The sequence below is a fragment of the Enterobacter sp. 3U4 genome, from assembly GCF_057224565.1.
On the sequence record NZ_CP136665.1, the window covers coordinates 2,148,346 to 2,168,417 of the forward strand.

The 20,072-nt window shown below is 50.6% G+C and carries 28 protein-coding genes and 1 pseudogene; 12 read left to right on the top strand and 17 right to left on the bottom strand.

Features of this window, described 5'->3' with window-relative positions; translation table 11 throughout:
• The first annotated feature begins 37 nt into the window (after positions 1 to 37).
• On the top strand, positions 38 to 334 hold the full coding sequence (locus RVY89_RS10235) for a hypothetical protein (RefSeq protein ID WP_484827735.1): 297 nt from the start codon (positions 38 to 40) through the stop codon (positions 332 to 334).
• Positions 321 to 851, top strand: coding sequence for a hypothetical protein (locus RVY89_RS10240; protein WP_484827736.1), 531 nt, complete (start codon positions 321 to 323; stop codon positions 849 to 851). The genes RVY89_RS10235 and RVY89_RS10240 overlap by 14 nt, the downstream gene beginning before the upstream one ends.
• 27 nt (positions 852 to 878) lie before the next feature.
• Here RVY89_RS10240 and RVY89_RS10245 read toward each other — a convergent pair whose 3' ends face one another.
• From RVY89_RS10245 to RVY89_RS10315, 15 genes and pseudogenes are all read right to left on the bottom strand, one after another.
• Complete coding sequence (locus RVY89_RS10245) at positions 879 to 1,220, bottom strand: antiterminator Q family protein (RefSeq protein ID WP_484827737.1); 342 nt, start codon at positions 1,218 to 1,220, stop codon at positions 879 to 881.
• Positions 1,221 to 1,247: 27 nt separating this feature from the next.
• Entirely contained in the window at positions 1,248 to 1,415 is a 168-nt protein-coding gene (locus RVY89_RS10250; RefSeq protein ID WP_484827738.1) for a RusA family crossover junction endodeoxyribonuclease, read from the bottom strand.
• Positions 1,416 to 1,698: 283 nt separating this feature from the next.
• Positions 1,699 to 1,893, bottom strand: a pseudogene (locus RVY89_RS10255) (Ref family recombination enhancement nuclease); the annotation flags it as partial.
• 654 nt (positions 1,894 to 2,547) lie between these two features.
• On the bottom strand, positions 2,548 to 2,817 hold the full coding sequence (locus RVY89_RS10260) for a hypothetical protein (RefSeq protein WP_484827739.1): 270 nt from the start codon (positions 2,815 to 2,817) through the stop codon (positions 2,548 to 2,550).
• Between the two features lie 102 nt (positions 2,818 to 2,919).
• Entirely contained in the window at positions 2,920 to 3,159 is a 240-nt protein-coding gene (locus RVY89_RS10265; protein WP_484827740.1) for a hypothetical protein, read from the bottom strand.
• Between the two features lies 1 nt (position 3,160).
• Entirely contained in the window at positions 3,161 to 3,637 is a 477-nt protein-coding gene (locus RVY89_RS10270; protein WP_484827741.1) for a DUF2778 domain-containing protein, read from the bottom strand.
• On the bottom strand, positions 3,634 to 4,116 hold the full coding sequence (locus tag RVY89_RS10275; RefSeq protein ID WP_484827742.1) for an Hcp family type VI secretion system effector: 483 nt from the start codon (positions 4,114 to 4,116) through the stop codon (positions 3,634 to 3,636). The genes RVY89_RS10270 and RVY89_RS10275 overlap by 4 nt, the downstream gene beginning before the upstream one ends.
• A 132-nt stretch (positions 4,117 to 4,248) precedes the next feature.
• Positions 4,249 to 5,067 (bottom strand): hypothetical protein, encoded by an 819-nt coding sequence (locus RVY89_RS10280; protein ID WP_484827743.1) that lies wholly within the window; start codon positions 5,065 to 5,067, stop codon positions 4,249 to 4,251.
• Entirely contained in the window at positions 5,064 to 5,276 is a 213-nt protein-coding gene (locus RVY89_RS10285) for a hypothetical protein (protein ID WP_484827744.1), read from the bottom strand. Before RVY89_RS10285 ends, RVY89_RS10280 begins: the two co-directional genes overlap by 4 nt.
• A gap of 437 nt (positions 5,277 to 5,713) precedes the next feature.
• On the bottom strand, positions 5,714 to 6,040 hold the full coding sequence (locus RVY89_RS10290; protein ID WP_484827745.1) for an Rrf2 family transcriptional regulator: 327 nt from the start codon (positions 6,038 to 6,040) through the stop codon (positions 5,714 to 5,716).
• Positions 6,040 to 6,693: a DUF1627 domain-containing protein gene (locus tag RVY89_RS10295; protein WP_484827746.1), complete on the bottom strand. Its 654-nt coding sequence runs from the start codon at positions 6,691 to 6,693 to the stop codon at positions 6,040 to 6,042. The genes RVY89_RS10290 and RVY89_RS10295 overlap by 1 nt, the downstream gene beginning before the upstream one ends.
• A 29-nt stretch (positions 6,694 to 6,722) precedes the next feature.
• Positions 6,723 to 7,628: a helix-turn-helix domain-containing protein gene (locus RVY89_RS10300; RefSeq protein ID WP_484827747.1), complete on the bottom strand. Its 906-nt coding sequence runs from the start codon at positions 7,626 to 7,628 to the stop codon at positions 6,723 to 6,725.
• Entirely contained in the window at positions 7,625 to 7,879 is a 255-nt protein-coding gene (locus RVY89_RS10305) for a DUF4222 domain-containing protein (RefSeq protein WP_484827748.1), read from the bottom strand. Before RVY89_RS10305 ends, RVY89_RS10300 begins: the two co-directional genes overlap by 4 nt.
• A gap of 19 nt (positions 7,880 to 7,898) precedes the next feature.
• A complete protein-coding gene (locus RVY89_RS10310; protein ID WP_484827749.1) occupies positions 7,899 to 8,339 on the bottom strand; it encodes a toxin YdaT family protein in 441 nt (146 codons plus the stop codon).
• Positions 8,339 to 8,581, bottom strand: a complete 243-nt coding sequence (locus RVY89_RS10315; protein WP_484827750.1) for a Cro/CI family transcriptional regulator — start codon at positions 8,579 to 8,581, stop codon at positions 8,339 to 8,341. The genes RVY89_RS10310 and RVY89_RS10315 overlap by 1 nt, the downstream gene beginning before the upstream one ends.
• 75 nt (positions 8,582 to 8,656) lie before the next feature.
• Between RVY89_RS10315 and RVY89_RS10320 the strand changes: the two genes are divergently transcribed.
• Entirely contained in the window at positions 8,657 to 9,088 is a 432-nt protein-coding gene (locus tag RVY89_RS10320) for a helix-turn-helix domain-containing protein (protein ID WP_484827751.1), read from the top strand.
• Positions 9,089 to 9,440: 352 nt separating this feature from the next.
• Here RVY89_RS10320 and RVY89_RS10325 read toward each other — a convergent pair whose 3' ends face one another.
• Entirely contained in the window at positions 9,441 to 9,701 is a 261-nt protein-coding gene (locus RVY89_RS10325) for a DUF1883 domain-containing protein (RefSeq protein WP_484827752.1), read from the bottom strand.
• 224 nt (positions 9,702 to 9,925) lie between these two features.
• Here RVY89_RS10325 and RVY89_RS10330 point away from each other — a divergent pair, with 224 nt between their 5' ends.
• The 8 genes from RVY89_RS10330 (at position 9,926) to potD (ending at position 16,604) form a co-directional block, all read left to right on the top strand.
• Positions 9,926 to 10,231 carry a hypothetical protein gene (locus tag RVY89_RS10330; RefSeq protein ID WP_484827753.1) on the top strand — a complete coding sequence of 102 codons (306 nt, stop codon included), beginning with the start codon at positions 9,926 to 9,928 and terminating at the stop codon, positions 10,229 to 10,231.
• Complete coding sequence (locus tag RVY89_RS10335) at positions 10,224 to 10,415, top strand: hypothetical protein (protein ID WP_484827754.1); 192 nt, start codon at positions 10,224 to 10,226, stop codon at positions 10,413 to 10,415. The genes RVY89_RS10330 and RVY89_RS10335 overlap by 8 nt, the downstream gene beginning before the upstream one ends.
• 501 nt (positions 10,416 to 10,916) lie before the next feature.
• Positions 10,917 to 12,773 (top strand): exodeoxyribonuclease VIII, encoded by a 1,857-nt coding sequence (locus tag RVY89_RS10340; RefSeq protein ID WP_484827755.1) that lies wholly within the window; start codon positions 10,917 to 10,919, stop codon positions 12,771 to 12,773.
• Positions 12,773 to 12,976, top strand: a complete 204-nt coding sequence (locus RVY89_RS10345; protein WP_484827756.1) for a hypothetical protein — start codon at positions 12,773 to 12,775, stop codon at positions 12,974 to 12,976. The genes RVY89_RS10340 and RVY89_RS10345 overlap by 1 nt, the downstream gene beginning before the upstream one ends.
• 262 nt (positions 12,977 to 13,238) lie before the next feature.
• Positions 13,239 to 13,502, top strand: coding sequence for an excisionase (locus RVY89_RS10350; RefSeq protein ID WP_484827757.1), 264 nt, complete (start codon positions 13,239 to 13,241; stop codon positions 13,500 to 13,502).
• Positions 13,477 to 14,595 carry a phage integrase Arm DNA-binding domain-containing protein gene (locus tag RVY89_RS10355; protein WP_484827758.1) on the top strand — a complete coding sequence of 373 codons (1,119 nt, stop codon included), beginning with the start codon at positions 13,477 to 13,479 and terminating at the stop codon, positions 14,593 to 14,595. Before RVY89_RS10350 ends, RVY89_RS10355 begins: the two co-directional genes overlap by 26 nt.
• 186 nt (positions 14,596 to 14,781) lie before the next feature.
• Positions 14,782 to 15,573 (top strand): spermidine/putrescine ABC transporter permease PotC, encoded by a 792-nt coding sequence (potC, locus tag RVY89_RS10360; RefSeq protein WP_484827759.1) that lies wholly within the window; start codon positions 14,782 to 14,784, stop codon positions 15,571 to 15,573.
• On the top strand, positions 15,570 to 16,604 hold the full coding sequence (gene potD, locus RVY89_RS10365; protein WP_484827760.1) for a spermidine/putrescine ABC transporter substrate-binding protein PotD: 1,035 nt from the start codon (positions 15,570 to 15,572) through the stop codon (positions 16,602 to 16,604). Before potC ends, potD begins: the two co-directional genes overlap by 4 nt.
• A 46-nt stretch (positions 16,605 to 16,650) precedes the next feature.
• Here potD and RVY89_RS10370 read toward each other — a convergent pair whose 3' ends face one another.
• On the bottom strand, positions 16,651 to 17,880 hold the full coding sequence (locus RVY89_RS10370; RefSeq protein WP_484827761.1) for an EAL and HDOD domain-containing protein: 1,230 nt from the start codon (positions 17,878 to 17,880) through the stop codon (positions 16,651 to 16,653).
• Between the two features lie 237 nt (positions 17,881 to 18,117).
• On the opposite strand from RVY89_RS10370, the gene RVY89_RS10375 reads away from it, so the two are divergent.
• Positions 18,118 to 20,049, top strand: coding sequence for a methyl-accepting chemotaxis protein (locus RVY89_RS10375; protein ID WP_484827762.1), 1,932 nt, complete (start codon positions 18,118 to 18,120; stop codon positions 20,047 to 20,049).
• Positions 20,050 to 20,072: the final 23 nt, after the last annotated feature.

The window sequence follows — 20,072 nt, forward strand, 5'->3', positions numbered from 1 at the left end:
TCCACTCGAAGCATTTGCCAATTCAACAACAATAGACATGAGTATTAATCCAGACGACAAATATAAAGTTGGGACGCTTTCACAAACTATGTCTGATACTTTTGAAGCCATGAAAGGGGGAATATCTAAAGCTAGAGTTACTGCAGTTGATCACGGTGGAATAGAGAAGATTATAGATTTCATGGATTGCCCTGCTTTCTTCGAATCTTATGATTTTGATGTAATAGCAGAAAAAATTAATGGCCTAACTAACGATAATTATACTTCCAACCCTGTATTTGATATGATCAAGGATGAGATATTGAACGGGACCAACAAAAATGCCTTTGTATGAATGGCTTATAAACAAAAGGTTAAGGTGTCAGTACCTAACACTACTCGTGCTGTCAGCCCTAGTTTTGCTAGGGCTTTACTTCCTTTATAGAAACACTCCTGGCGTAAGTGAAAAGTTCTTTGACTTTTATCACAAAAATCTGCGAGGGTACCTCTTTTCCGGATTCATTTCTGTTGGTTCTTTCTTATTGAGTTTGCATACCTTTGTCATTATAAATATTAGAGATAAAGTATTCGCAACATCTGAGTACAAAGAAACTTACAGCAAGGCCACCGGCATCTCCCTCGATAATATAAATGATGCTGATCTTTACAAGCCTTTAGATAATCTTTCTTCTTTTATTAATACGTCAATTTTATTTTCTCTCGCGACTGCCATTGCGCAGTTTACCATCGGTCTTTCTACCAATCTATACGCTTGTTTATTTTGCGTCTGGCTTGCCATAGTTACTGTTTTTTTCTTATTACACTGTCTAATCATTATTAGGCAAAATATAAGGCTACTGTTGAAACAGTAAAGTAAATGGGGGCTTACCACCCCCAGTTTATAGCATTGACATCACCCCCTCTACAAACCCGAGAGCGGTTTGCAGATCTTTTCTTACAGTACCGTCCGAGCATTTCTTTTTCCTTGCAATTGTTCTCAGAGAGATACCAATCACGAAATGCGCGATAATAAGCTCATACTCTTCTGGCTTATACTTCCTCAAACGCGCCACACAACCGTCAATCATAATCCCTTCATCATCATCACACTGCAGGCGTGATTTCTTACCATGTGGCAGAAGCCCTTTGAACCCGGCTGCAATTGGTTGCCAGTCTACCCCGCTACTATCTGCAGCGGCCCAAGCTCCCCAGCAATCCATTACCTCGTACATGTCACGCATTTTTCTCTCCAATATTTGCGATAATTATCATTCCGATTTCGAACATAGTTTTAATACCCGGGCGTCCCAAATGCGGAGGCCATCCTCAAACAAGGCGTCCAATAGAGATTCTATAAAGTTGTCCAGAATGGGCTTTTGCTGGTGGGGCTGCTCTTCCATATCCGCGTTCTTTTTCTTTCTCCAGCTCTGCGGCATCGGCAAAACGAAGGTGATATGGGCGCCCTATTTCATGACGCCAGGCTTCATCGCAGAACATACGAAAGCGCATGTTCGGTACCGCTATTGAATTGCCGATCGCTTTATAGCTCGCACCATCAGCGACCTCGATGCCGCTACATACCGAGGCATAGGTGACGGGGATCATGCAGGCCCCCCCCAGCTCCGCCCTTACCTGCGCCAGCGATACTTCCTCGGTGCCGAAATTCTTTTCCCAGGTCCGGCGCCCGGCGTGGATTGCAACGCCATGCCCACCATCCCGGTGGTGAAGCCGACAAAGCGGGAGCACATGAAAGTGATCGGCGCGAACGGCAAAGCCGGTGCCTTTGCTGCAGTGATGAATCTCTGCCGGGGTGTCTTCGTGCCCGAGGTTCTTACAGACGATACAACCCAGCGCCGCCACGCGGGCCAAGTGGAGCTGTTCGGCTTTGGTTTTATAGGTGCGCTTTTTGCTCATGCTGCACCGCCTGGATGCAGACAAACGAAAGCACCGCCATCATGACGGTATGCTTGAGGTATTGTGATTTGGTGCGCCATTGCGATCTCTCGTCCGGCGCAGTGTTACTCAGAGATGAGGGGTGTTCATGCCCTCGCAGGGAGTATAGCAAACGTCTCTGGTGTTACACCAGCCATGGATATGACCGTTTGCAGGGTGTCCAGCGAGGCTACGAACTCATTTTCTGTTAGTGCAAATCCATCTTCTACTTTGAGCTTATCGAGATAGAGCAGCACCGGTCCGGACAAGTTAGCGAGGCCAGGTATGAGAGCTTCCGGAATGCTAACAACCAACATCCTCTCACCTGGTGCTTCTACGTCTAGTGGCATAGGCTGATTCTCAAAAGGGTTGACACTCCCCTGTCGGGGGCTTTCCGTCTTACCTTTAAGCGCTGAGCTATTAGTTAAGCCAGGCTAAATCATTTCGTCCAATAGTCACGACCGATCGAAACCACTTACACCGATCTGTTTTAACGATCAATAAACCACACGTTGAAGGCGGTCAGATTGTCAACGTCGAAAGATGTGACTTAATGCAAATTTTTCACAGCAGCTTTCTGGCTGTTGATGGGGTAAGACCTTAAAAAATCTAATGTAAATCTGTGTAAATATACCACTAAGGGGTTAAAGGGGTTAGGCGGAAATCATCATCAAAATCCAAGTGCCTCGCCTGGACCGCATTCACCTTGATCACATACTCAATCGCAATGCCCAGCGATGTAGGCTGCGCGAACTCAAACCAGAAACAATCGTCATAGGTCCGTCCTATCCAGTAACCACCGCCGCACTCCTTTGGGCGCTGGAAGAAAACCCAGCCGCCGGGCACATACTGCTGCAACGTCTCACCACGATAGACAACCTGATAATCCAGATCCTTTCCGCCCATTTTTTTGCCCTCAATAAATACTGTATTTATATACAGTATCACTTCATTTTCTGAGGTCAAGTTACTGGCAATAAAAAACCCGCCGAAGCGGGTCTTGCAGTTTTAACCTTTCTTCCTAGCTGAGGCTATGAGGAATATCAGCCCGGCATTAATCAGCACTGACACGGCGAGGATACCGAACAGCACCGCATCACTCCAGTCCGTTTCCGTTATGAACCCCACTTTGTCGCTGTAAACGTCAAACAGGTATTCAAAGGGGAAAATGATGTAAATCACGGAAAAAATGACCAGAAATGAAATGAACTGAATCAGCCACATTCCTGCCTGTTTTGCTGGAGCCATGTTAATACACCTGTATTGTGCCGTAAGCAGAGAGTGTAGCGGTGACCAGGATTTGGGGCGTTCTCAACAGCGCTTCCCTGAGTATGTGAAAGTGCGCCGGCGAAGGCAGCGTTATGCAGCCGTTGCTTATACCTTCATAACCCGCAGGATGCAGCCTGAAGTTACCCCTTGCAACTTCATCAATGAAAGTTACGTCATCAATACTGTTATCGTCGCGGTACAGGGCAAACCAAATCGAATGATCGGAACCCGTGTACCTGGTAGCGAAGTAATCCTTCACTCGAGTGCCTATGCTCCTCGGTCTGTCCACAATGTAATATTTACCTGGCGGCAGTGGCCCGACGTTTTTCACCGCGACTGAATCAGGGCTGTTCCGGTATTGCCCCACATTGCCGGAGTACGCAGGAAAAAAGCCTATCCCCGGACAGCTCAGGTTTGACAGCGCGCCACCGTTCAGCCTGAATGTGCAGTGAATCATCGCTCATTCCAGGCATCAGTGAACATGATATTGCCATCGCAATGCTTCCAGGTGATTTTTTCATATCGCAGGGAAACCGCCTCGAGGTGATTGTGCTTTTCCGTGCTGGCGTTTTTGCAGTTGTGCATCAGAGGGCATACAGAGACTACTTTTACGCCTTCCAGCAGCATGTTGAAGTATTCAACTTCTTGCCCTGCATCGTTAATTTTGTACCACTTAAATTCAGCGGTTTTCAGTGTCTGGCCTTTGGCCACAGCCCTGTACAGATATGGACTTGAGGAATCAAATTCTTTCTCGAAGGTCAGCGGGCTATGCATGCGAGTGCCGGTTATCTTGCCGGTCATATTATCTGTAGGCAGATGAAGGCCGTGAGCAAAACTGTGGATCTCAATACTGCCCTCGCGGTCCTGCACGTCAACAGAGCCAACAATGTCCGCGCCGCCATCGTCCTTCAACCATAAATATGCTGGTATAGCCATGATTTATCTCCTTATAAAAAAAGGAGAGTATACCCATGAACTCATTGTGGGTTAATTTAATTCGTGCTTATCATCATAAGTCTCAATTCAAAAAAACCCGCCGAAGCGGGCAAGATTAACGAAGAATAAAAATCACATCTTCGGTTGAAAATTTTTATTCAGCGCTCGACATTTCTCTATGTCTTCTTGTTCGTGAGCTTTGAACACAGAATAAGTGTCAGGGTCAAAGAATGATATTGACTCCACCTCACTCTTTCTTACCAGTATTCGAAAGTCCTCTAGAGTAAGTCCACCAAGGCCTTCCGCCACAATGCCTTCTGACTGATAGTGCCTGCGATAGTTCGTGGTGATGTTAGTCGTTAAAGTATCCTTCTCCCGATAGCCACTCAAAAGCGGAAGAAGTTCAATGTGAGAAAAGTCGCCATTTTCAAAGCTTGGACAAATGACAATTCCCACGTAAAACTTTCTCGAAGAAAGCGTTATGATTACAGGAAACTGTCTGACAGCAGCCTCCATCAGGAAACTTTCTTCTGGACTACTGGAAACAATTTTTGCGATAGCATCCAGCCTGCGATCTCCTTTCTCTGTTCTCTTTTTTCGCCGCCAACCGCAGAGAGCTGCAATAGCAATTGAGGTCATCCCCCACACTGCAGACTTGAGATCCTTAATGGAGTTACCTCCATCAAATGAAATAGGGAAAACCTTTTTCAAAGAGTCAGGGCTGAGATGGAAGAGATGTAAAGTACAATTGATTAACCAGCGATAAACACCAAGAAAGCCGAGGAAGGTGCAGATAACCCAGCCAACACATACAAAAACAGCGCCCCAAGTAGCGACAAAAAAATAAGCGTCCCAACCAACAGAACGCTTATACCTATATCTCGTTTCCAGACAAAGGGTTACATAAACATAACCACTAATCAAAATGACAGCAATTAACAGTGTATTCATTCTTTCCCTGGCTTGTTGTTTTCCAGTGACTCAATCTTATCAAGCTGCTCCTTGATAGCATTTCTGACCTTATCACTTTCAAGATTAACCATGATAAAGCCGTCATCACTCACCTGGAATTTATCCTTGTTTTCTTTCAGAACCTTAGAAAGCCTGTCGGATGGCTTTTGTATGGTTCCGTACCCTCTCAATGTATATGCGAATCCCATGCTTACCTCCCGTTTTTACCGTTAGCAGTATGTAGCGGTACTGTGCATTCATCCATGATGTATGTTTTATAACTTTAGTTATACCTCAAAGGTAAGTTTATCAAGTGTCTTTGATCAACTTTTTTTACGTTTAATACGTAAAAAAGCTGTGTGCACGACGCCAAAAATCCGCCGAAGCATTTTCGCAGTTTGGGCAGGATTAAGCCCCTTACGGGGCGCTCCTGTGAGTTATTTGCCTTCAGCGCTAACCAGCTCCTTCCATCTAACAAGGAGAGTTTCTCTTGCCGCCTTTTCACCATCCGGCGGGAATGAAAATCCGGCGCGTATACCCGGACATCCGTTTGAGCAGCGAATTTCTGCCGATCCCCAGTTGATGCCGCGGCTGCGTAATCTCATGGCTGGTCTTTGCCCGCAGTTAGGGCAGCGTGGTAAGTCGGTCATAGTGAAAATCCCTCCGGAATGTCAGTTATGCGCACGCTGTCCAGCGCGGCCAGTACAGGCGCGATCAGCAAAAAACCGCCTGAAACAAAAGCCCTGACGACATCGCCAACGGTAATATCTTCCCTGGCGGTATATCCCCCGCCCGGGCCGCGCGTAGATTCCACCAGCCCAACCTTGCGGAGGACGGCAAAAATCTGCTCCAGGTATGAAATGGACACACCGCTATACTCCTTCAGCTTTTCAAGCGAAACCGGAGCTCCGGACTGCATAGCTATCAGATTGTGCAAGGCAGATACGGCGGAAGAGATTTTGGTTATGGACATCAGATATCACCTCGGGTCAGAGTTTGAAGCATGCCTTTGTGGCGACGCAGCTCGCGCATGGCACCCTGCAGCTTTTGCAGTTTGACCAACTTCGCTTTTGTGCGGCGGATTTCACCCGAGATAAAGCGGGATGAAGGGATCACCAGGTCATCCGGGCGCGCGGTAAACACCGGGATTTCTTCGACGATTTGCGCTGTGGTTTTCTCCGCCGGCGCAGGCACCGTGTTGCTGGCCTCAGCGTCTGGAGCGGTGTTTGTCTGGACTGGCGCATCATTACCCTTCAGGCTCCAGGTAATGTTTTTCCCGTCAACGTGGCGCACCACCAGCCCTTCTTTGCCCATGGCGCCCAGCGAGGCATTCAGCGCTCGGGAGGTTTTTCCGAGTAGCTTCGCGATTTTGTCGGCACTCATAGCTCCCTGGCCATGCATCACCGCCAGGATCTGACCAGTCAGCGGTGATTCCTGCTTCGGCCTTACGCGCTTAGGCTTCGCGGTACCGATGAACCAACCGCCATCGGCAAAATCACACAGGCCCTGCTCTTTCTGCTCGCGCAGCATTCTCAGCGCTTCAACAGGTTCGATATCGAGGCGGGCAGCAACATCGCGGTAACTGGCCTTGCCCATGGCTTTCAGTGCATCAAGTACGGTTTCCATATAATTTCTCCAGGTTAAATTCTGTCAGTTCAGACCCTGAACCCCGCTTTCGCAGCGGCTTCAGAATCGTTTTTGTAATATTCATCGTCGAAGGATGTACGCATTACTCCAGCGGAGTTGGAGGGCGCCAGCTTCAGCGTCAGCTCGTCCCACTTTTCGCGCAGCTTTGACGGACTAAGCACGTTGCGACACCAGAACGGATCGGATTGCACGCGTTTAAACAGGTCACAGACCTGGCGGTGTGTCCGCCCGTCGATGGTGCGCATCAGGCGGATCTCGTTGGCCCAGGCATTCCAGTTCGGTTCTTTGGGTCGAGCTACTTCGCCATCGGTCTCGGCGGCTTTTTCGTAAAGCGCACGGATCCTGCCAAATATCCATTCGGCGCATTTCAGGTCTTCTGGTGTTACCCGTTTTTTTAGGGATGATGATTTTTTGGATAAATCTTCCTGGTCCGGAGATTCGTCAGAATGTCCGGACGAAGAGATCTGTTTTAATGATGGATCTGTAGTTACTGACGGATCGTGTCCAGATTCTGAACCGTGAGAACCCCGATTTTCGCTGTTTTCTGAACGTTCAGGATTTGAACATTCAGAATCTGAACGTTCAGAATTTGAATGTTCAGATTCTGAACTATGAAACCCCGCCGCAGCCATTCGCAGTTTTTCAGCGTTCAGCGTGTAGAGGTTTGTAGCGTTACGCTGCCCCTTACGGCGTTCAGTTCGCTTTAGCCAGCCTTCTGCCTCAAGCTGCGTAATGGCTGTAATCACCGTGCTACGACCTGCACCAAGTTGCCGCGCGATTGTGTCTACAGATGGCCAGCAAACACCCTCGTCAGAGCTGAAATCAGCAAGACGGGCCATAATCAGCAGTTTTATTCCCTTCACGCCCTGTGCGGCGCAGCCGTCCCAAACCCAGGCGGATAACTTCACGCTCACGACTTCACCTCTGTGAACTTCAAATCAAACTTCCGGCGGCTGATCTCGCTCACGCCGCTGTAACTCTCTCGGGTGTAACTTACTCGCAGGCTGGATGCCCGCTGGACCGTCACCATACGCCCGCGTTCGTCGCGGTAGTGCTTACCCGGAATTACGTAACGGCTCTCCGATGGCACCTCTGGTGCCGCGTTCTTCATCGCGTTTTTCATTCGGCTGATTAAGTCGTTTTTTAAGTCCTGGGATGTGCGCATGGTCACTCTCCAAATCTCATTACGCTGCGCGCTGTTCGTGCGCGATATGGACCTTCACTCCAGCCAGTAAGGCCAGCGCGTCGATCGCCTCAAAAGCTTCCTGCTGGACAATAGCCAGCGGCTGTCCGGTCAGGGCGGCACTGGTGGCCTCTATGCATTCTTTGTTCGCAATAGCCGCACGAATGTGAATGCCCTGCTGCTGCGCCAGCTCCGCTTCCAGAGCGGCATGGATAGCCGGCACCAGCTCGCGAAGCTTTGAGCGCTGCGCCGCGGTGTCACCGTTGATCCAGCGGTGAAAGATGTTTTGCTGGTTGTTCCAGATTTTGCCGGGGACCAGCGGCAGTTTGCCGCCACCCAGCTCGTGGTAGCTCTCAGTGATCATGGTTGCCGCGGCTGCCTGCCCTACTCTCGCAGCCAGGCCCAGAAGTAGCGTCTGGATCCGCTCGTGCTTGATTTCCATTAATCAGACTTTCCCTTGATAGTTTCGGTATTCTTCGTGCCAGATCGCTTTGACTGGCGGTAACTGTCGTACTGCTCTTTTGTCCATGCTGAGATTGCGCCACCCGATGCATCAGCAAGGCGACGCGCCCGCCCTTCAGGGATAACATCACCCCAGTCACTTACGGTCGGCGGTTTGACACCCGCCGCATTTGCAACTTTCGTTACGCCACCAAAAAAACGAATGGCATCTTGTTTAAGCATCACTATCTCCTTAGGTTTTCCTAAGAGGTTAGATCGTAGAGAAACCTAAGTCAATTGGTATTAGTATTTCCTAATATGGATGATCAGAATTTCGGCCCCCGGCTGCTTCAGCGCCGCAAAGAATTAAAGCAATCACAAGCCGCCTTAGGGAAGCTTGTCGGTGTCGCGCACGTGACGATATCGCAATGGGAGAGAAACGAAACCAAACCAACCGGCGCGCGCCTTCTATCCTTGGCAAGGGCGCTTCAGTGCAGTCCAACATGGTTGCTATATGGGCATGACAAGCACGCCCCAGCCTCACCTGCGGAACTCGAAAACCCTGTGCTCACCCCTGAGCATAGAGAACTGATAGAGCTTTATGATTCATTGCCAGAATCAGAACAACAGGCGCAACTTCAAAACATGCGAGCCCGAGTAAAAAACAACAATGTCCTTCTTGGGGAGTTGTTGCGAGCACAAAAGCGCGCAAAAGAGCATCACAAAAAACGAAACCCCGAAGAAAACTAGAAAACTAACGCAATCAGATGGTTGCGTTTTTATCGCCAAAAAACTTAGGTTTTTCTACAAAAAACAATTGCAGCAAATCTTAGGCTATCCTAATCTACATTCCATCAAGCAATCACACGCAGTGATTACTCAGAATCAAAAACGTTCCGCTGACCCGGCGATAAGGGCTTAAACAAAAGGAAAGCGCATGAAAGTTGAATGCAAGAACTCTGTAGGTGACGTGATTTGGTCGTACGACAACGATACTCTTGAGGGCCTAGGCTCCGCGGAGCCTAGAAAGGACGGCATGCAAGAAAAAATCATTACCGCCCTTGAAGTAGCTATATTTCAAGCCAAAGGTCAGCTGCAACTATCACAATGTATTGATTGAGTATCGAATATTTGCACGATGACCTGGCGGTAACGCCAAAACTACATTCCAATGACCTGAATGTGGAACGCCAATATTGGCTGGAAAATGAGTATAAAAGCCTCCGTAATAGGTGAATCGCCCGCCACGGCGGTAAGAAGAATATGCAGAATCATCCATAATCATGACGTTGATCTGGTGTGTGCAGGTAACACTGACTGTCTGCCCCTGTTCAAAGTAATCGCGACTGTGGATATGAGACATTTAATTTCCTTACGTTGATTGATCTCCATGTGAGGATACCACCGAGCCTGATGTGGTTCTAAAAGACAGGCAAACACAATTTTGATCTTCGTCTATTGACACAGTTTTTTAGGATTATTCGATAACACGCAAGGCACTCACTTTTATTAATTTTGAGCTTTGTTGTTAAATCCAGGGTTAAGAGTGCGCTTCCGGTCGTAGCGAATAAATTAGTGGAGAGAGTGATGAAAATTATTGCGTACGGTAAAGAAAGTATCAGCGACGCGGTAAAAACTGCCGAGGTTGCTCTGGTGCTGGGAGTGAAAAACGTTGCTATCGAATGTGTGCCACCAGCAAAAATTGCAGTTGTGTCACCTGGTACTCTGGCGTTCTGCCCGGTAGCAGAGTGCTGCGAATGCACAGCGTCTCCCTGCCCGTTTGGACACAGGCAGCAAAGTGAACTGGCTGGATTACAGGTAGAATATGCCGCAGCTGAGGCGCATCTTAACGATGTCAGCAGGAGACTGCGCGAGGCAAGCGCCCATGTCTGAGATGCGCAGTGTGGATTACAGCATCCTGGCTCTTCGCTCCGCCGCTAATGAGAGCACTATAGCAATATGCGAAGTAACCGGAGAAAATAGAAAAATGAGCGAGGCGCAGCTGGATAATAAATTTGTCGAGCTGATGTTTAAAGTGCTGAATGAAAATGGAGTGAATAATGTTCTCAACAGCTAATTACATTTTTATCTTTCTGGAAGTTATTTTGATTTTCCTTTTTATGCGAAACCTGTGGGTAGGCAAGAAGCGCTCAAAGGTTTTATCCAGAGGATACTATGTATATTGCATGCTGCCACCTTATCACGTAATGCTGTTTAAATTCTGGGTTTGGGATATCAACAAATTCTTTAAATAAATCATGTGGATTTTAATCCATGCCTTAACCGGCAGGGATTGTTACACCCTGAATTGCTGTGTGTAGTGATTGCCGCTCATAGCGGCGGCCTTTTTAGCGGGCTTATATATGAATGACATCATTTGTCATTGCGTTGCTTGTGGCGGTGAATTTCCCAAATCGGAAATGCATGAACGGAAATCAGAAATATATCCGTATAAACGCTCTATTTACCTGTGCGAGCAGTGCAATGAAAAAAGAGAAAGGCGTTTTGCCTTAAAAACAGCGAAAAGCAATTTTAAAAAACCACACCACCTTCATCGTTAAAATTTAAAGAGGCAATTATGACTACTGAAACAAAAATCTTTGGCGGCGCATATTTCCCAAAAGATAAAGCACTTAAAAAACTGCCGGACCTTAAACCGCTCGCTATCTCAGTAAAAGCCAGCACCAGGGCCATCGCTGAGGCTGTGATTTTCGGTAAGCTGGCCGCTGAGCACCCGTTGCATATCGACGATTACTTTAAGGTAAAAATCTGGGAGCATCGCGACGATCTGCCCTGCCCTGCGCTGGATGTGTTTTCCTCTGATTTCTTCGGTGTGTTCGCTGAGTGGAGTGTTAATGCCGGTGAGCCCGTAGCTATTCAGCCAGAGACAGAAGAGAAAGACGAGTGGGCCGAGAATGAAGCCAAAGAGGAATTAAAATCCGTTCGCCTGATGGATTTGCACTCCCGCGCGGCGTGTATGGCCCTGTTCGGCGGCATTGAGCAAATCACTCTGGCTCAGTACGGACAGGTCGTCGATCTACTTAATGACGATGAAGGCTCTTTCCAGCGGGAACTGGCTGAGGCATTCACTAAAGAGCCGCGCGCTGTGGAGCTTAGTGCAGAGCGCAAGGAGGAACTGCTGGCGTGGGTTCGCAAAACAATGAAGGTTTCCACGCAGTGGCCTGACATCAAAAAAGGCATTGCGAAGTGGCTCGAAACTCCGCCGGACAAGCGTGAGCCAGTGGAGCCGAGTGACATCACTCCGGATACTCAGGCAACCCTGGGCGGCGGCAACCAGACCGATCGCAGCCCTGACCTGGTGCATAATCTCGCTACGCTCCGTCTGGAAACGGCGCTGGGTATTATCTCGGTCGCTATGGATTTCGATATCTATGCCATACCATCCGAAATTATGCGCCGCGCCAAAGAAATGGAAAGCAAGGGATCTGATCCACGCTTTACTGCCTGGTGGAACAAGCTTCGCGGCACGCCTGGAATTCTGGATTTTTCCCGCGCCGCAATTATTGCCCTGATTAAAACGGCTCCGGAGGACCTTTATCTGAAACCGCTGGACCTGCGCGCGTACATCAACCGTAACCTCGTTGAATCGAACCACGCAAAGCCAGGTCAGAAAACTGTAGATATCGCATGCGGCAACATTAAACGAGAAATGCACAATGATGAAACCCAGTCATCTGTGGAGGAAAAAAACGACCTTCCTGCAGTTTGCCCCGGTAAGGCTGTGCAGCTGAACAAAGAACTGAAAGAGGCGTTCGCCGAAACCTCCGCAGCGGAACAGCAGAATACTGATCAGCCGCGGGTGGAGAACCTCGGCGGCGGTGTCTTCTCAGTCGATGCGCTGATGAATAATTCCCCCTCAAATGAGGTCGAAAAAACGGAAGTGCCACCAGCACTGACCGATCGCGAAATCGAAATTGTCGTTGCGCTGAATGATTTAATCTCCGGTCGCACCGACATCATGAGTAAAGAAGAGGCTGAAGGCGTGGTGGCCTGCACTGGTCACCTTATTTCTCATGTCATTCCATTGCTGCTGGCAGATATCGCCACAACTGAGTTCTGCCTGTCTCCGGACTTCTCTGACGAAGAGATCCACGACGTGGCAACAACTCTACTTGACAGTTGGTCAGATGAAATCAGCGTGCGCCAGAAAATCGCGCTCGATGCGATTGTCGAATATCGCAGGCCATCAGCTCCAAAAGTGCAAAATCAGGGATCCGTCAACCAGGAATTGGTGCAAATTCCGGAATCTGTCAACCACGCACCGGCCGCGGCATCAATCACCTACCGCCAGCAGCTAATTCTGGCCGCGATGCAGGGCATGTGCGCCAACCCTTCCTATCGCTGTGACTTCGACGACCTGCCAGCTATGGCGATCGAGCTGGCCGACAGTGTAATTAACCAGGAGGGCTTCTGATGAACATGCAGGAGAAGATGGAGCTGGTTATTCGCACCCTGCAGCTGCGTGGCCGCGCCGGTGCTCGCGATATCGCAGGGCGTGCAGGCATAACCAATGCGGATGCGATCGGAACCCTGCTTGAGCTGGAAAAGCGTAAGAAAGTCGAGCAGTCAAACGGCTACTGGTGGCTTAAAGTCGGGGACTCCGAAAATGGCAAGTAAGCGCCGGCAGCGGCGCAAACAATGCAACGGGAAAAACCGCCACGACACAGCAGAAGGGGCTCAGATTGAATTGCATCAAATCCGTAAACGATACGGTCACCTTGGTCAGATGGGCATCTACCGGTGCTCGTTCTGCGGGAAATACCATGTCGGACACATACCGGGACGCAATGGTATCGGATCCGGGTACCGCTGATTTTTGATAATCAACCTGCGCCAGCTGCGCTCAGTACCATGCAGCTGGCCATCGCGAGTAATGGCTATGAGTGAACAATTTCTGATCCCGCTGGCGGAGTGGAAATCTGGACGTTTCGGATTCACGATCACAAACACTACGCTGGTTAAATATGGCAAGCTGGGCTACATAAACCCGAAGCCAGAAAAAATCTGTGGTCGCTGGTGCGTTGATCGCAACGCAGTGTTCGTGGGTCCGGGAGCCGTCGGTGTGGCGCCAGAGATTCACGATGACGACGATGAAGCGCTGAAGGAGATCCTGAATCATGTCACCAAGGCCACGAAAAAATAGCATATCCATTCCCGGGCTTTACGCCCGGTTTGATCGCCGCACTGATAAAACCTACTACCAGTATAAAAATCCGGTCACAGGAAAATTTCACGGGCTCGGTACAGACAAAGCCAAAGCAGAAAAAATTGCGATTACCGCAAATCAGCGTCTGGCCGCTGCTGAGGCTGATTATTTTCTGAAGCAAATCGATGAAAAACCGTCAGCGAATAAAGCCCGTGGGATCAGTTTAAAAGCGTGGATCGTCCGTTATGAAAAAGTGCAGCGCGGCCGGCTGGAGAATGGCGACCTTTCAGAAATTCGGTTGAAAGAAAAAATGAGGATGGCGAACCTGCTGGCGGAACGTTTGGGCAATCATCCCCTGCGCAGCCTGGAGGTTCGCGACTTCTCCCTCATGCTGGAAGAGTGGCTTGATAAGGGCCAGACAAGCACAGCCCTGAATAATCGTGTGGTGTGGATAGACATTTATCGTGAGGCACAGCATGCAGGTGAAGTTCCGCCGGGCTGGAACCCTCCGGAGGCAACCCGCAAACCGGTACCGAAAGTCAGGCGTGCGCGACTGAGTATCGAGGACTGGCGGGCAATCTTCAACGTTACCCCTGTGGGGCATTACAACAGAAACGCAATGCTTCTCGCACTAGTCACAGGCCAGCGAAGAGAGGACATTGTAAGAATGAAATTCTCTGATGTCTGGGATGGTCATTTGCATGTCATTCAGGGAAAAACTGGAATGCGTCTGGCGCTGCCGTTATCTCTGTATTGTGAGGCTGTGGGGATGACGCTGCAGGAAGTGATCGCACAATGTCGCGACAGGATTGTCAGCCCCTACCTGGTTCACAGCCGGCAACAGAAAAAGGGACAGCCGATGAGCAAAGATAACCTGAGCGATTACTTTGCAGATGCGAGGGATTTGGCAGGCATTAAGCCACCGGAGGGGAAAACGCCAACCACCTTCCACGAACAGCGCTCTTTGTCAGAGCGTCTGTACCGGGCGCAGGGGATCGACACGAAAACGCTCTTGGGCCATAAAGTCCAGGCAACAACGGATCGGTATAACGATGCGCGCGGTCAAGAGTGGGTTAAGCTGGTCATTTAACTGGCCGTTTTTTCCCGATAGCAGGAAAAATTATTGTAAAATGCGCGGCCTCGATGATGGCCGCGTTTTTTTGCTGTGGTCTTATTTTGGTGAAAAGTTTTGGAGAGATTTTGGAGAAGAGAAAAAGTTGAATATTTTCAGGACTCTGAAAGCATCACGCCTTCTGAACAAGAAGGTGGAACTCGAATGATCGGTCGACTGCTTCGCGGCGGTTTTATGACCGCCATTTACGCTTACCTGTATATCCCGATCGTTATTTTGATCGTGAACTCGTTTAACAGCTCGCGATTCGGGATTAACTGGCAGGGCTTTACTACCGACTGGTACAGCCTGCTGATGAACAATGACAGCCTGCTGCAGGCCGCTCAGCACTCGCTGACGATGGCGATCGTCTCCGCCACCTTCGCCACGCTGATTGGCTCCCTTACCGCCGTGGCGCTATACCGCTATCGCTTTCGCGGTAAGCCGTTCGTCAGCGGCATGCTGTTTGTGGTGATGATGTCGCCGGACATCGTGATGGCGATTTCGCTGCTGGTGCTGTTTATGCTGCTGGGCGTACAGCTTGGCTTCTGGTCGCTGCTGTTTTCCCATATCACCTTCTGCCTGCCGTTTGTGGTGGTGACCGTCTTCGCGCGCCTGAAAGGGTTCGACGTGCGCATGCTGGAGGCGGCGAAGGATCTGGGCGCCAGCGAGATGACCATCCTGCGTAAAATCATCCTGCCGCTGGCGATGCCCGCCGTGGCGGCCGGATGGCTACTTAGCTTCACCCTGTCGATGGATGACGTGGTCGTGTCCTCCTTCGTCACCGGTCCGAGCTATGAAATTCTGCCGTTGAAGATCTATTCAATGGTGAAAGTCGGCGTCTCACCTGAGGTGAACGCGCTGGCGACCATTCTGCTGGTATTTTCGCTGGTTCTGGTGATCGCCAGCCAGGTTATTGCTCGTGATAAAACAAAATCTCAGGGGACAATGAAATGAAAAAAATGCTCGCCGCTGCGGCGCTGGTGCTTGGCATGGGTACCGCGCACGCTGATGACAGCAAAACGCTCTATTTCTACAACTGGACCGAATATGTGCCGCCGGGCCTGCTGGAACAGTTCACGAAGGAGACGGGCATCAAGGTGATTTATTCGACCTACGAGTCGAATGAAACCATGTATGCCAAGCTTAAAACCTACAAAGACGGCGCGTACGATCTGGTGGTTCCTTCCACCTACTTTGTCGACAAAATGCGCAAAGAGGGCATGATCCAGAAGATCGATAAAACGAAGCTAACCCATTTTTCAAACCTCGATCCGGCGATGCTCAACAAACCGTTTGACCCGAATAACGACTACTCCATTCCGTATATTTGGGGCGCGACCGCGATTGGCGTTAACAGCGAGGCCGTCGATCCGAAATCGGTCACAAGCTGGGCAGACCTGTGGAAACCGGAGTACAAAGGCAGCCTGCTGTTGACCGACGACGCGCGCGAAGTGTTCCAGGTCGCGCTGCGCAAGCTGGGCTACTCTGGCAACACGACGGACCCTAAAGAGATCGAAGCCGCGTATAACGAACTGAAAAAGCTGATGCCTAACGTGGCGGCATTCAACTCTGATAACCCGGCAAACCCGTATATGGAAGGCGAAGTGAACCTGGGGATGGTGTGGAACGGCTCCGCGTATGTCGCCCGCCAGGCCGGTACGCCGCTTGAAGTAGTCTGGCCGAAAGAAGGCGGGATCTTCTGGATGGATAGCCTGTCGATTCCGGCCAACGCGAAAAACGTGGACGGGGCGCTGAAGCTGATTAACTTCCTGCTGCGCCCTGACGTGGCGAAACAGGTTGCCGAGACGATTGGCTACCCGACGCCCAACCTCGCCGCACGCAAGCTGCTGAAGCCTGACCTGGCTAACGATAAGTCGCTCTACCCGGACGCCGAAACCATCAGCAAAGGTGAGTGGCAGAACGATGTCGGCGACGCCAGCCGCCTCTACGAAGAGTATTATCAGAAATTAAAAGCGGGCCGCTAGCCGGTATCGCGTCCTTCCTCACGCCACCTGCACGGCGTGAGGGGGATTAACTGACCGTATTCTCTCCTGCCCAGATCGTCGCCTTTCGCATCGCCTCCACCACCTCCTCATCTGACAGACCCAGCGCCTGACGAACCCGTGTCGCCTCGTCCCACTGCTGCTGCTCATAGTAACGACAGAGGTTAATCATGTCGGCTAACTGCCCCTCCTGATGGCACAGCGCGTTGCTCACGCTCTGCGGAACCGCAATTTGCTTCATCAACTCGGCCATCGGTAGCTCCAGGAGGGTATCGAGCAATGAAAACAGGCCGCACATGAACGCATTTTCAGCCAGAATCGGGTCTTTCATCGTCTCTGCGATCAGTTCGCAGAACTTGCCACGCATCATGCTTAGCGGGTAAAGCTCGCTGACGGTGTCATTGCCCGCACTGGCGAGGACCACGACGGCAACAAACCGTCGGAGCTGATTTTCGCCAAGATACCTGAGCACCTCGCTCAGGGTTAACTTGCTGAAATTACAGGCGCCGACATGCTTAAACGCCGTATGCTTCATATAGCGCATGATTTTATAGGATAGCGTGAGATCGGTTTTTATCAACGACTCGATAATTCGAAAATCAGGTTTATTGCGTCCGACCTCCATTTGCAGTCGAAAAATCGCCAGCTGATTTTGCGAAAGCCGTTTATATTTAATGACCTCCGGGCGGCAGAAAAAATAGCCCTGAAACAGAGAGAACCCCTCGTTCCTGTATTGGTTGAATTCCTCTTTAGTCTCAACTTTTTCAGCGAGATATTTAATATGACCGGTCAGATGTTTACGCGCTTTCAGATACTGTTTAATTTGCGCTAAGGAATAATTTCTGACGTCGAATTTCAGTATTGAAATATAGGGTAAAAAGGCATCCCATTCTGGCGCAAGGGTGAAATCATCAAGCGCAAACTGATAGCCGTGCGCATTCATCTCCCTGACGGCCTCCAGCAGCTCGGCCCCCGGCACAGCATCTTCAAGGATCTCAATCACCACGCTCTCTTTATCCAGCGCTTCGCCACTGCGGTCAATGACCATCCTTGAAGGGAAATTAATAAACGACGTATGTGTCCCGGCGATGCGCTGGGACGGCACGCATAAAAACTGATCTGATATCATCCTGGATGTGGCATATTCTGCCGACACATCCGGAAAACGGTTTGTCATCCCGTCTCTGAAAAGCAGCTCATAGGCCACCGTATTCATTTCAGGGTTAAAAATGGGTTGTCGCGCGATAAATCCGTACATATCCCATCCTCCTCTACAACTTTATATTTATAAGCATCCTCTTTCTACACCACGATAACGAGCATTATCGAGCGCTATTTTGATTGAATGCACAAAATAAAAGCATCCACACTAATTAACGGGATTTAATATTCTGGAATTTAAATTAAATATACCCGGCGATCTACAGAAAGAAGGAAATATATCCGATAAGTAATGAGTGCCTGCCCGACACGCACAACATTACGGGAGATGAGAATGAAAGACGCCATGGTCCGAAGAAAAAAAATAAGAGTCAAGACGTTGATGCTATTGTCCATTTTCCTCACCGTGACGGTGGGCTTTACGGCAACGATCGGGTTTATGATGTGGCAGTGGATGGCGCAGCAAGAGGTGCTGGCCAAAAAACATATCCGCCAGATAGCCGAGGTACAGGCTTTACAGGTCAGCAAACAGCTGGATTCCGCCCTGACTGCCGCCCGGGATATGGGCAACAGCTCCCTGGCGCTGCGCGAGGCGGGCGTATCCGATCGCCAGAGCCTGAACCAGCTGCTCATCCACTACCTCTCGGCTCACCCATCGTTTCTCTCTATGTCGATGGCCTTTGAGCCTAACGCGTTTGACGATAAAGATGCCGCCTTTGCCGGTCAGAGCGGTGAGGATCCTGCCGGGCGCTACGCCCGCTACGTCGACCGCGATGCCACCGGCAAACCGGCATTGCACCTGCTGACGGACATCGAAACGCCCGGCAGCGGTGATTATTATCTCCTGCCGAAACAGCGGCATAAAGATGTGATTATCGAACCCTATATTTACCCCTACAACGGCGTGGACGTGATGCTCACCTCGATTGCCGCCCCCATCATGCGTGACGGTCAGTTTCTGGGCTCGGTCACCTCTGACTTCTCGCTCGCCACGCTGCAGTCCACGATCGGCGCAATTAAACCGTGGAACGGCACGGGCTACGCCCTCCTCCTGTCTGCGGGCAATAACGTGGTGTCCAGCCCGGACAAACGTGCTGCAGGCAAGCCTTACGCGGGCCAGATTGCCGGACATGACGTCACCCGGGTAAACGATCCGCTTCTGAAGGAAGAGGTGTTTATCACCTGGCAGGACATCGCCGTTGGTAACAGCCAGACGCCGTGGAAACTGGCTATTATCACCCCGGTCAGCGAGGTGATGGCCGAAGCGCGCGCATTTTTACTGAAGGCCATCGTCCTGATGGTGTTAAGCATCGTTGCGGTCAGCCTGGTGATGGCCCAGATCTTTACCCGCAAGGTTGATCGTCCGGTCGGGGGAGAACCTTCCGAGGCCGCCGGTATTGCCCTGGCCGTCGCCCGGGGAGATTTGAACAACACCATCCCGGTGCGTTCCGGGGATACCCACAGCATTTTTTATGCCCTGCACACCATGCAGACGCAGCTCAGGCGCATCGTCGGCGACATCAGCGAAGCCAGCCATTCGGTGCACGGCGGGACCAGCGAAATTTCGGCGGGCAACCTTGACCTCGCCTCGCGTACTGAAGAACAGGCTGCGGCGATTGTTGAAACGGCAGCCAGCATGGAAGAGATTTCGGTCACGGTGAAGAATAACGCCGACAACGCGCACAAGGCCACTTCGCTGACCGATCGCGCTGCGACGCTCGCCGGGCATGGCGAAACGCTGGTGAACGACGTGGTCGTGGTGATCGGCGAGATTGACGAGAGCGCGCGCAAGATTGGTGAGATTAACAGCATCGTCGATGGCATCGCCTTCCAGACCAATATTCTGGCGCTGAATGCGGCCGTTGAAGCGGCGCGTGCAGGCGAACAGGGACGCGGTTTCGCGGTAGTCGCAGGGGAGGTGCGCAACCTTGCCCAGCGAAGCGCTAACGCAGCCAAAGAGATCTCCCAGCTGATTGCCGAGTCCTCAGGCCGCGTCAGCAAAGGCGTTGAGCTGGTCAATGAAACCGGCGTAATGATGAAACAGGTGATTGAGGCGGTGTCGCACGTGCATCTGGTCATCAACGACATTGTTCAGGCGCTAGACGAGCAGAACCGGGGGATTAGCCAGGTCAGCACCGCCGTTAACCAGATGGACAGCACAACCCAGCAGAACGCTTCTCTGGTTCAGCAAATCTCAGCGGCGGCGCTCTCGCTGGACGAGCAGGCAAAATCGCTGGAGAAGACGCTGGCGTTCTTTCATTCTTAAATAAAAAGGCACCCGCCCGGCGG

Bases quoted from the DNA above. Each gene is read 5' to 3' on its own strand.
- RVY89_RS10235 (WP_484827735.1), top strand. From the start codon at position 38: ATGAGTATTAATCCAGACGACAAATATAAAGTTGGGACGCTTTCACAA.
- RVY89_RS10240 (WP_484827736.1), top strand. From the start codon at position 321: ATGCCTTTGTATGAATGGCTTATAAACAAAAGGTTAAGGTGTCAGTAC.
- RVY89_RS10245 (WP_484827737.1), bottom strand. From the start codon at position 1,220: ATGCGTGACATGTACGAGGTAATGGATTGCTGGGGAGCTTGGGCCGCT.
- RVY89_RS10250 (WP_484827738.1), bottom strand. From the start codon at position 1,415: ATGCCGCAGAGCTGGAGAAAGAAAAAGAACGCGGATATGGAAGAGCAG.
- RVY89_RS10260 (WP_484827739.1), bottom strand. From the start codon at position 2,817: ATGGGCGGAAAGGATCTGGATTATCAGGTTGTCTATCGTGGTGAGACG.
- RVY89_RS10265 (WP_484827740.1), bottom strand. From the start codon at position 3,159: ATGGCTCCAGCAAAACAGGCAGGAATGTGGCTGATTCAGTTCATTTCA.
- RVY89_RS10270 (WP_484827741.1), bottom strand. From the start codon at position 3,637: ATGATTCACTGCACATTCAGGCTGAACGGTGGCGCGCTGTCAAACCTG.
- RVY89_RS10275 (WP_484827742.1), bottom strand. From the start codon at position 4,116: ATGGCTATACCAGCATATTTATGGTTGAAGGACGATGGCGGCGCGGAC.
- RVY89_RS10280 (WP_484827743.1), bottom strand. From the start codon at position 5,067: ATGAATACACTGTTAATTGCTGTCATTTTGATTAGTGGTTATGTTTAT.
- RVY89_RS10285 (WP_484827744.1), bottom strand. From the start codon at position 5,276: ATGGGATTCGCATATACATTGAGAGGGTACGGAACCATACAAAAGCCA.
- RVY89_RS10290 (WP_484827745.1), bottom strand. From the start codon at position 6,040: ATGTCCATAACCAAAATCTCTTCCGCCGTATCTGCCTTGCACAATCTG.
- RVY89_RS10295 (WP_484827746.1), bottom strand. From the start codon at position 6,693: ATGGAAACCGTACTTGATGCACTGAAAGCCATGGGCAAGGCCAGTTAC.
- RVY89_RS10305 (WP_484827748.1), bottom strand. From the start codon at position 7,879: ATGCGCACATCCCAGGACTTAAAAAACGACTTAATCAGCCGAATGAAA.
- RVY89_RS10310 (WP_484827749.1), bottom strand. From the start codon at position 8,339: ATGGAAATCAAGCACGAGCGGATCCAGACGCTACTTCTGGGCCTGGCT.
- RVY89_RS10315 (WP_484827750.1), bottom strand. From the start codon at position 8,581: ATGCTTAAACAAGATGCCATTCGTTTTTTTGGTGGCGTAACGAAAGTT.
- RVY89_RS10320 (WP_484827751.1), top strand. From the start codon at position 8,657: ATGGATGATCAGAATTTCGGCCCCCGGCTGCTTCAGCGCCGCAAAGAA.
- RVY89_RS10325 (WP_484827752.1), bottom strand. From the start codon at position 9,701: ATGTCTCATATCCACAGTCGCGATTACTTTGAACAGGGGCAGACAGTC.
- RVY89_RS10330 (WP_484827753.1), top strand. From the start codon at position 9,926: ATGAAAATTATTGCGTACGGTAAAGAAAGTATCAGCGACGCGGTAAAA.
- RVY89_RS10335 (WP_484827754.1), top strand. From the start codon at position 10,224: ATGTCTGAGATGCGCAGTGTGGATTACAGCATCCTGGCTCTTCGCTCC.
- RVY89_RS10340 (WP_484827755.1), top strand. From the start codon at position 10,917: ATGACTACTGAAACAAAAATCTTTGGCGGCGCATATTTCCCAAAAGAT.
- RVY89_RS10345 (WP_484827756.1), top strand. From the start codon at position 12,773: ATGAACATGCAGGAGAAGATGGAGCTGGTTATTCGCACCCTGCAGCTG.
- RVY89_RS10350 (WP_484827757.1), top strand. From the start codon at position 13,239: ATGAGTGAACAATTTCTGATCCCGCTGGCGGAGTGGAAATCTGGACGT.
- RVY89_RS10355 (WP_484827758.1), top strand. From the start codon at position 13,477: ATGTCACCAAGGCCACGAAAAAATAGCATATCCATTCCCGGGCTTTAC.
- potC (WP_484827759.1), top strand. From the start codon at position 14,782: ATGATCGGTCGACTGCTTCGCGGCGGTTTTATGACCGCCATTTACGCT.
- potD (WP_484827760.1), top strand. From the start codon at position 15,570: ATGAAAAAAATGCTCGCCGCTGCGGCGCTGGTGCTTGGCATGGGTACC.
- RVY89_RS10370 (WP_484827761.1), bottom strand. From the start codon at position 17,880: ATGTACGGATTTATCGCGCGACAACCCATTTTTAACCCTGAAATGAAT.
- RVY89_RS10375 (WP_484827762.1), top strand. From the start codon at position 18,118: ATGAAAGACGCCATGGTCCGAAGAAAAAAAATAAGAGTCAAGACGTTG.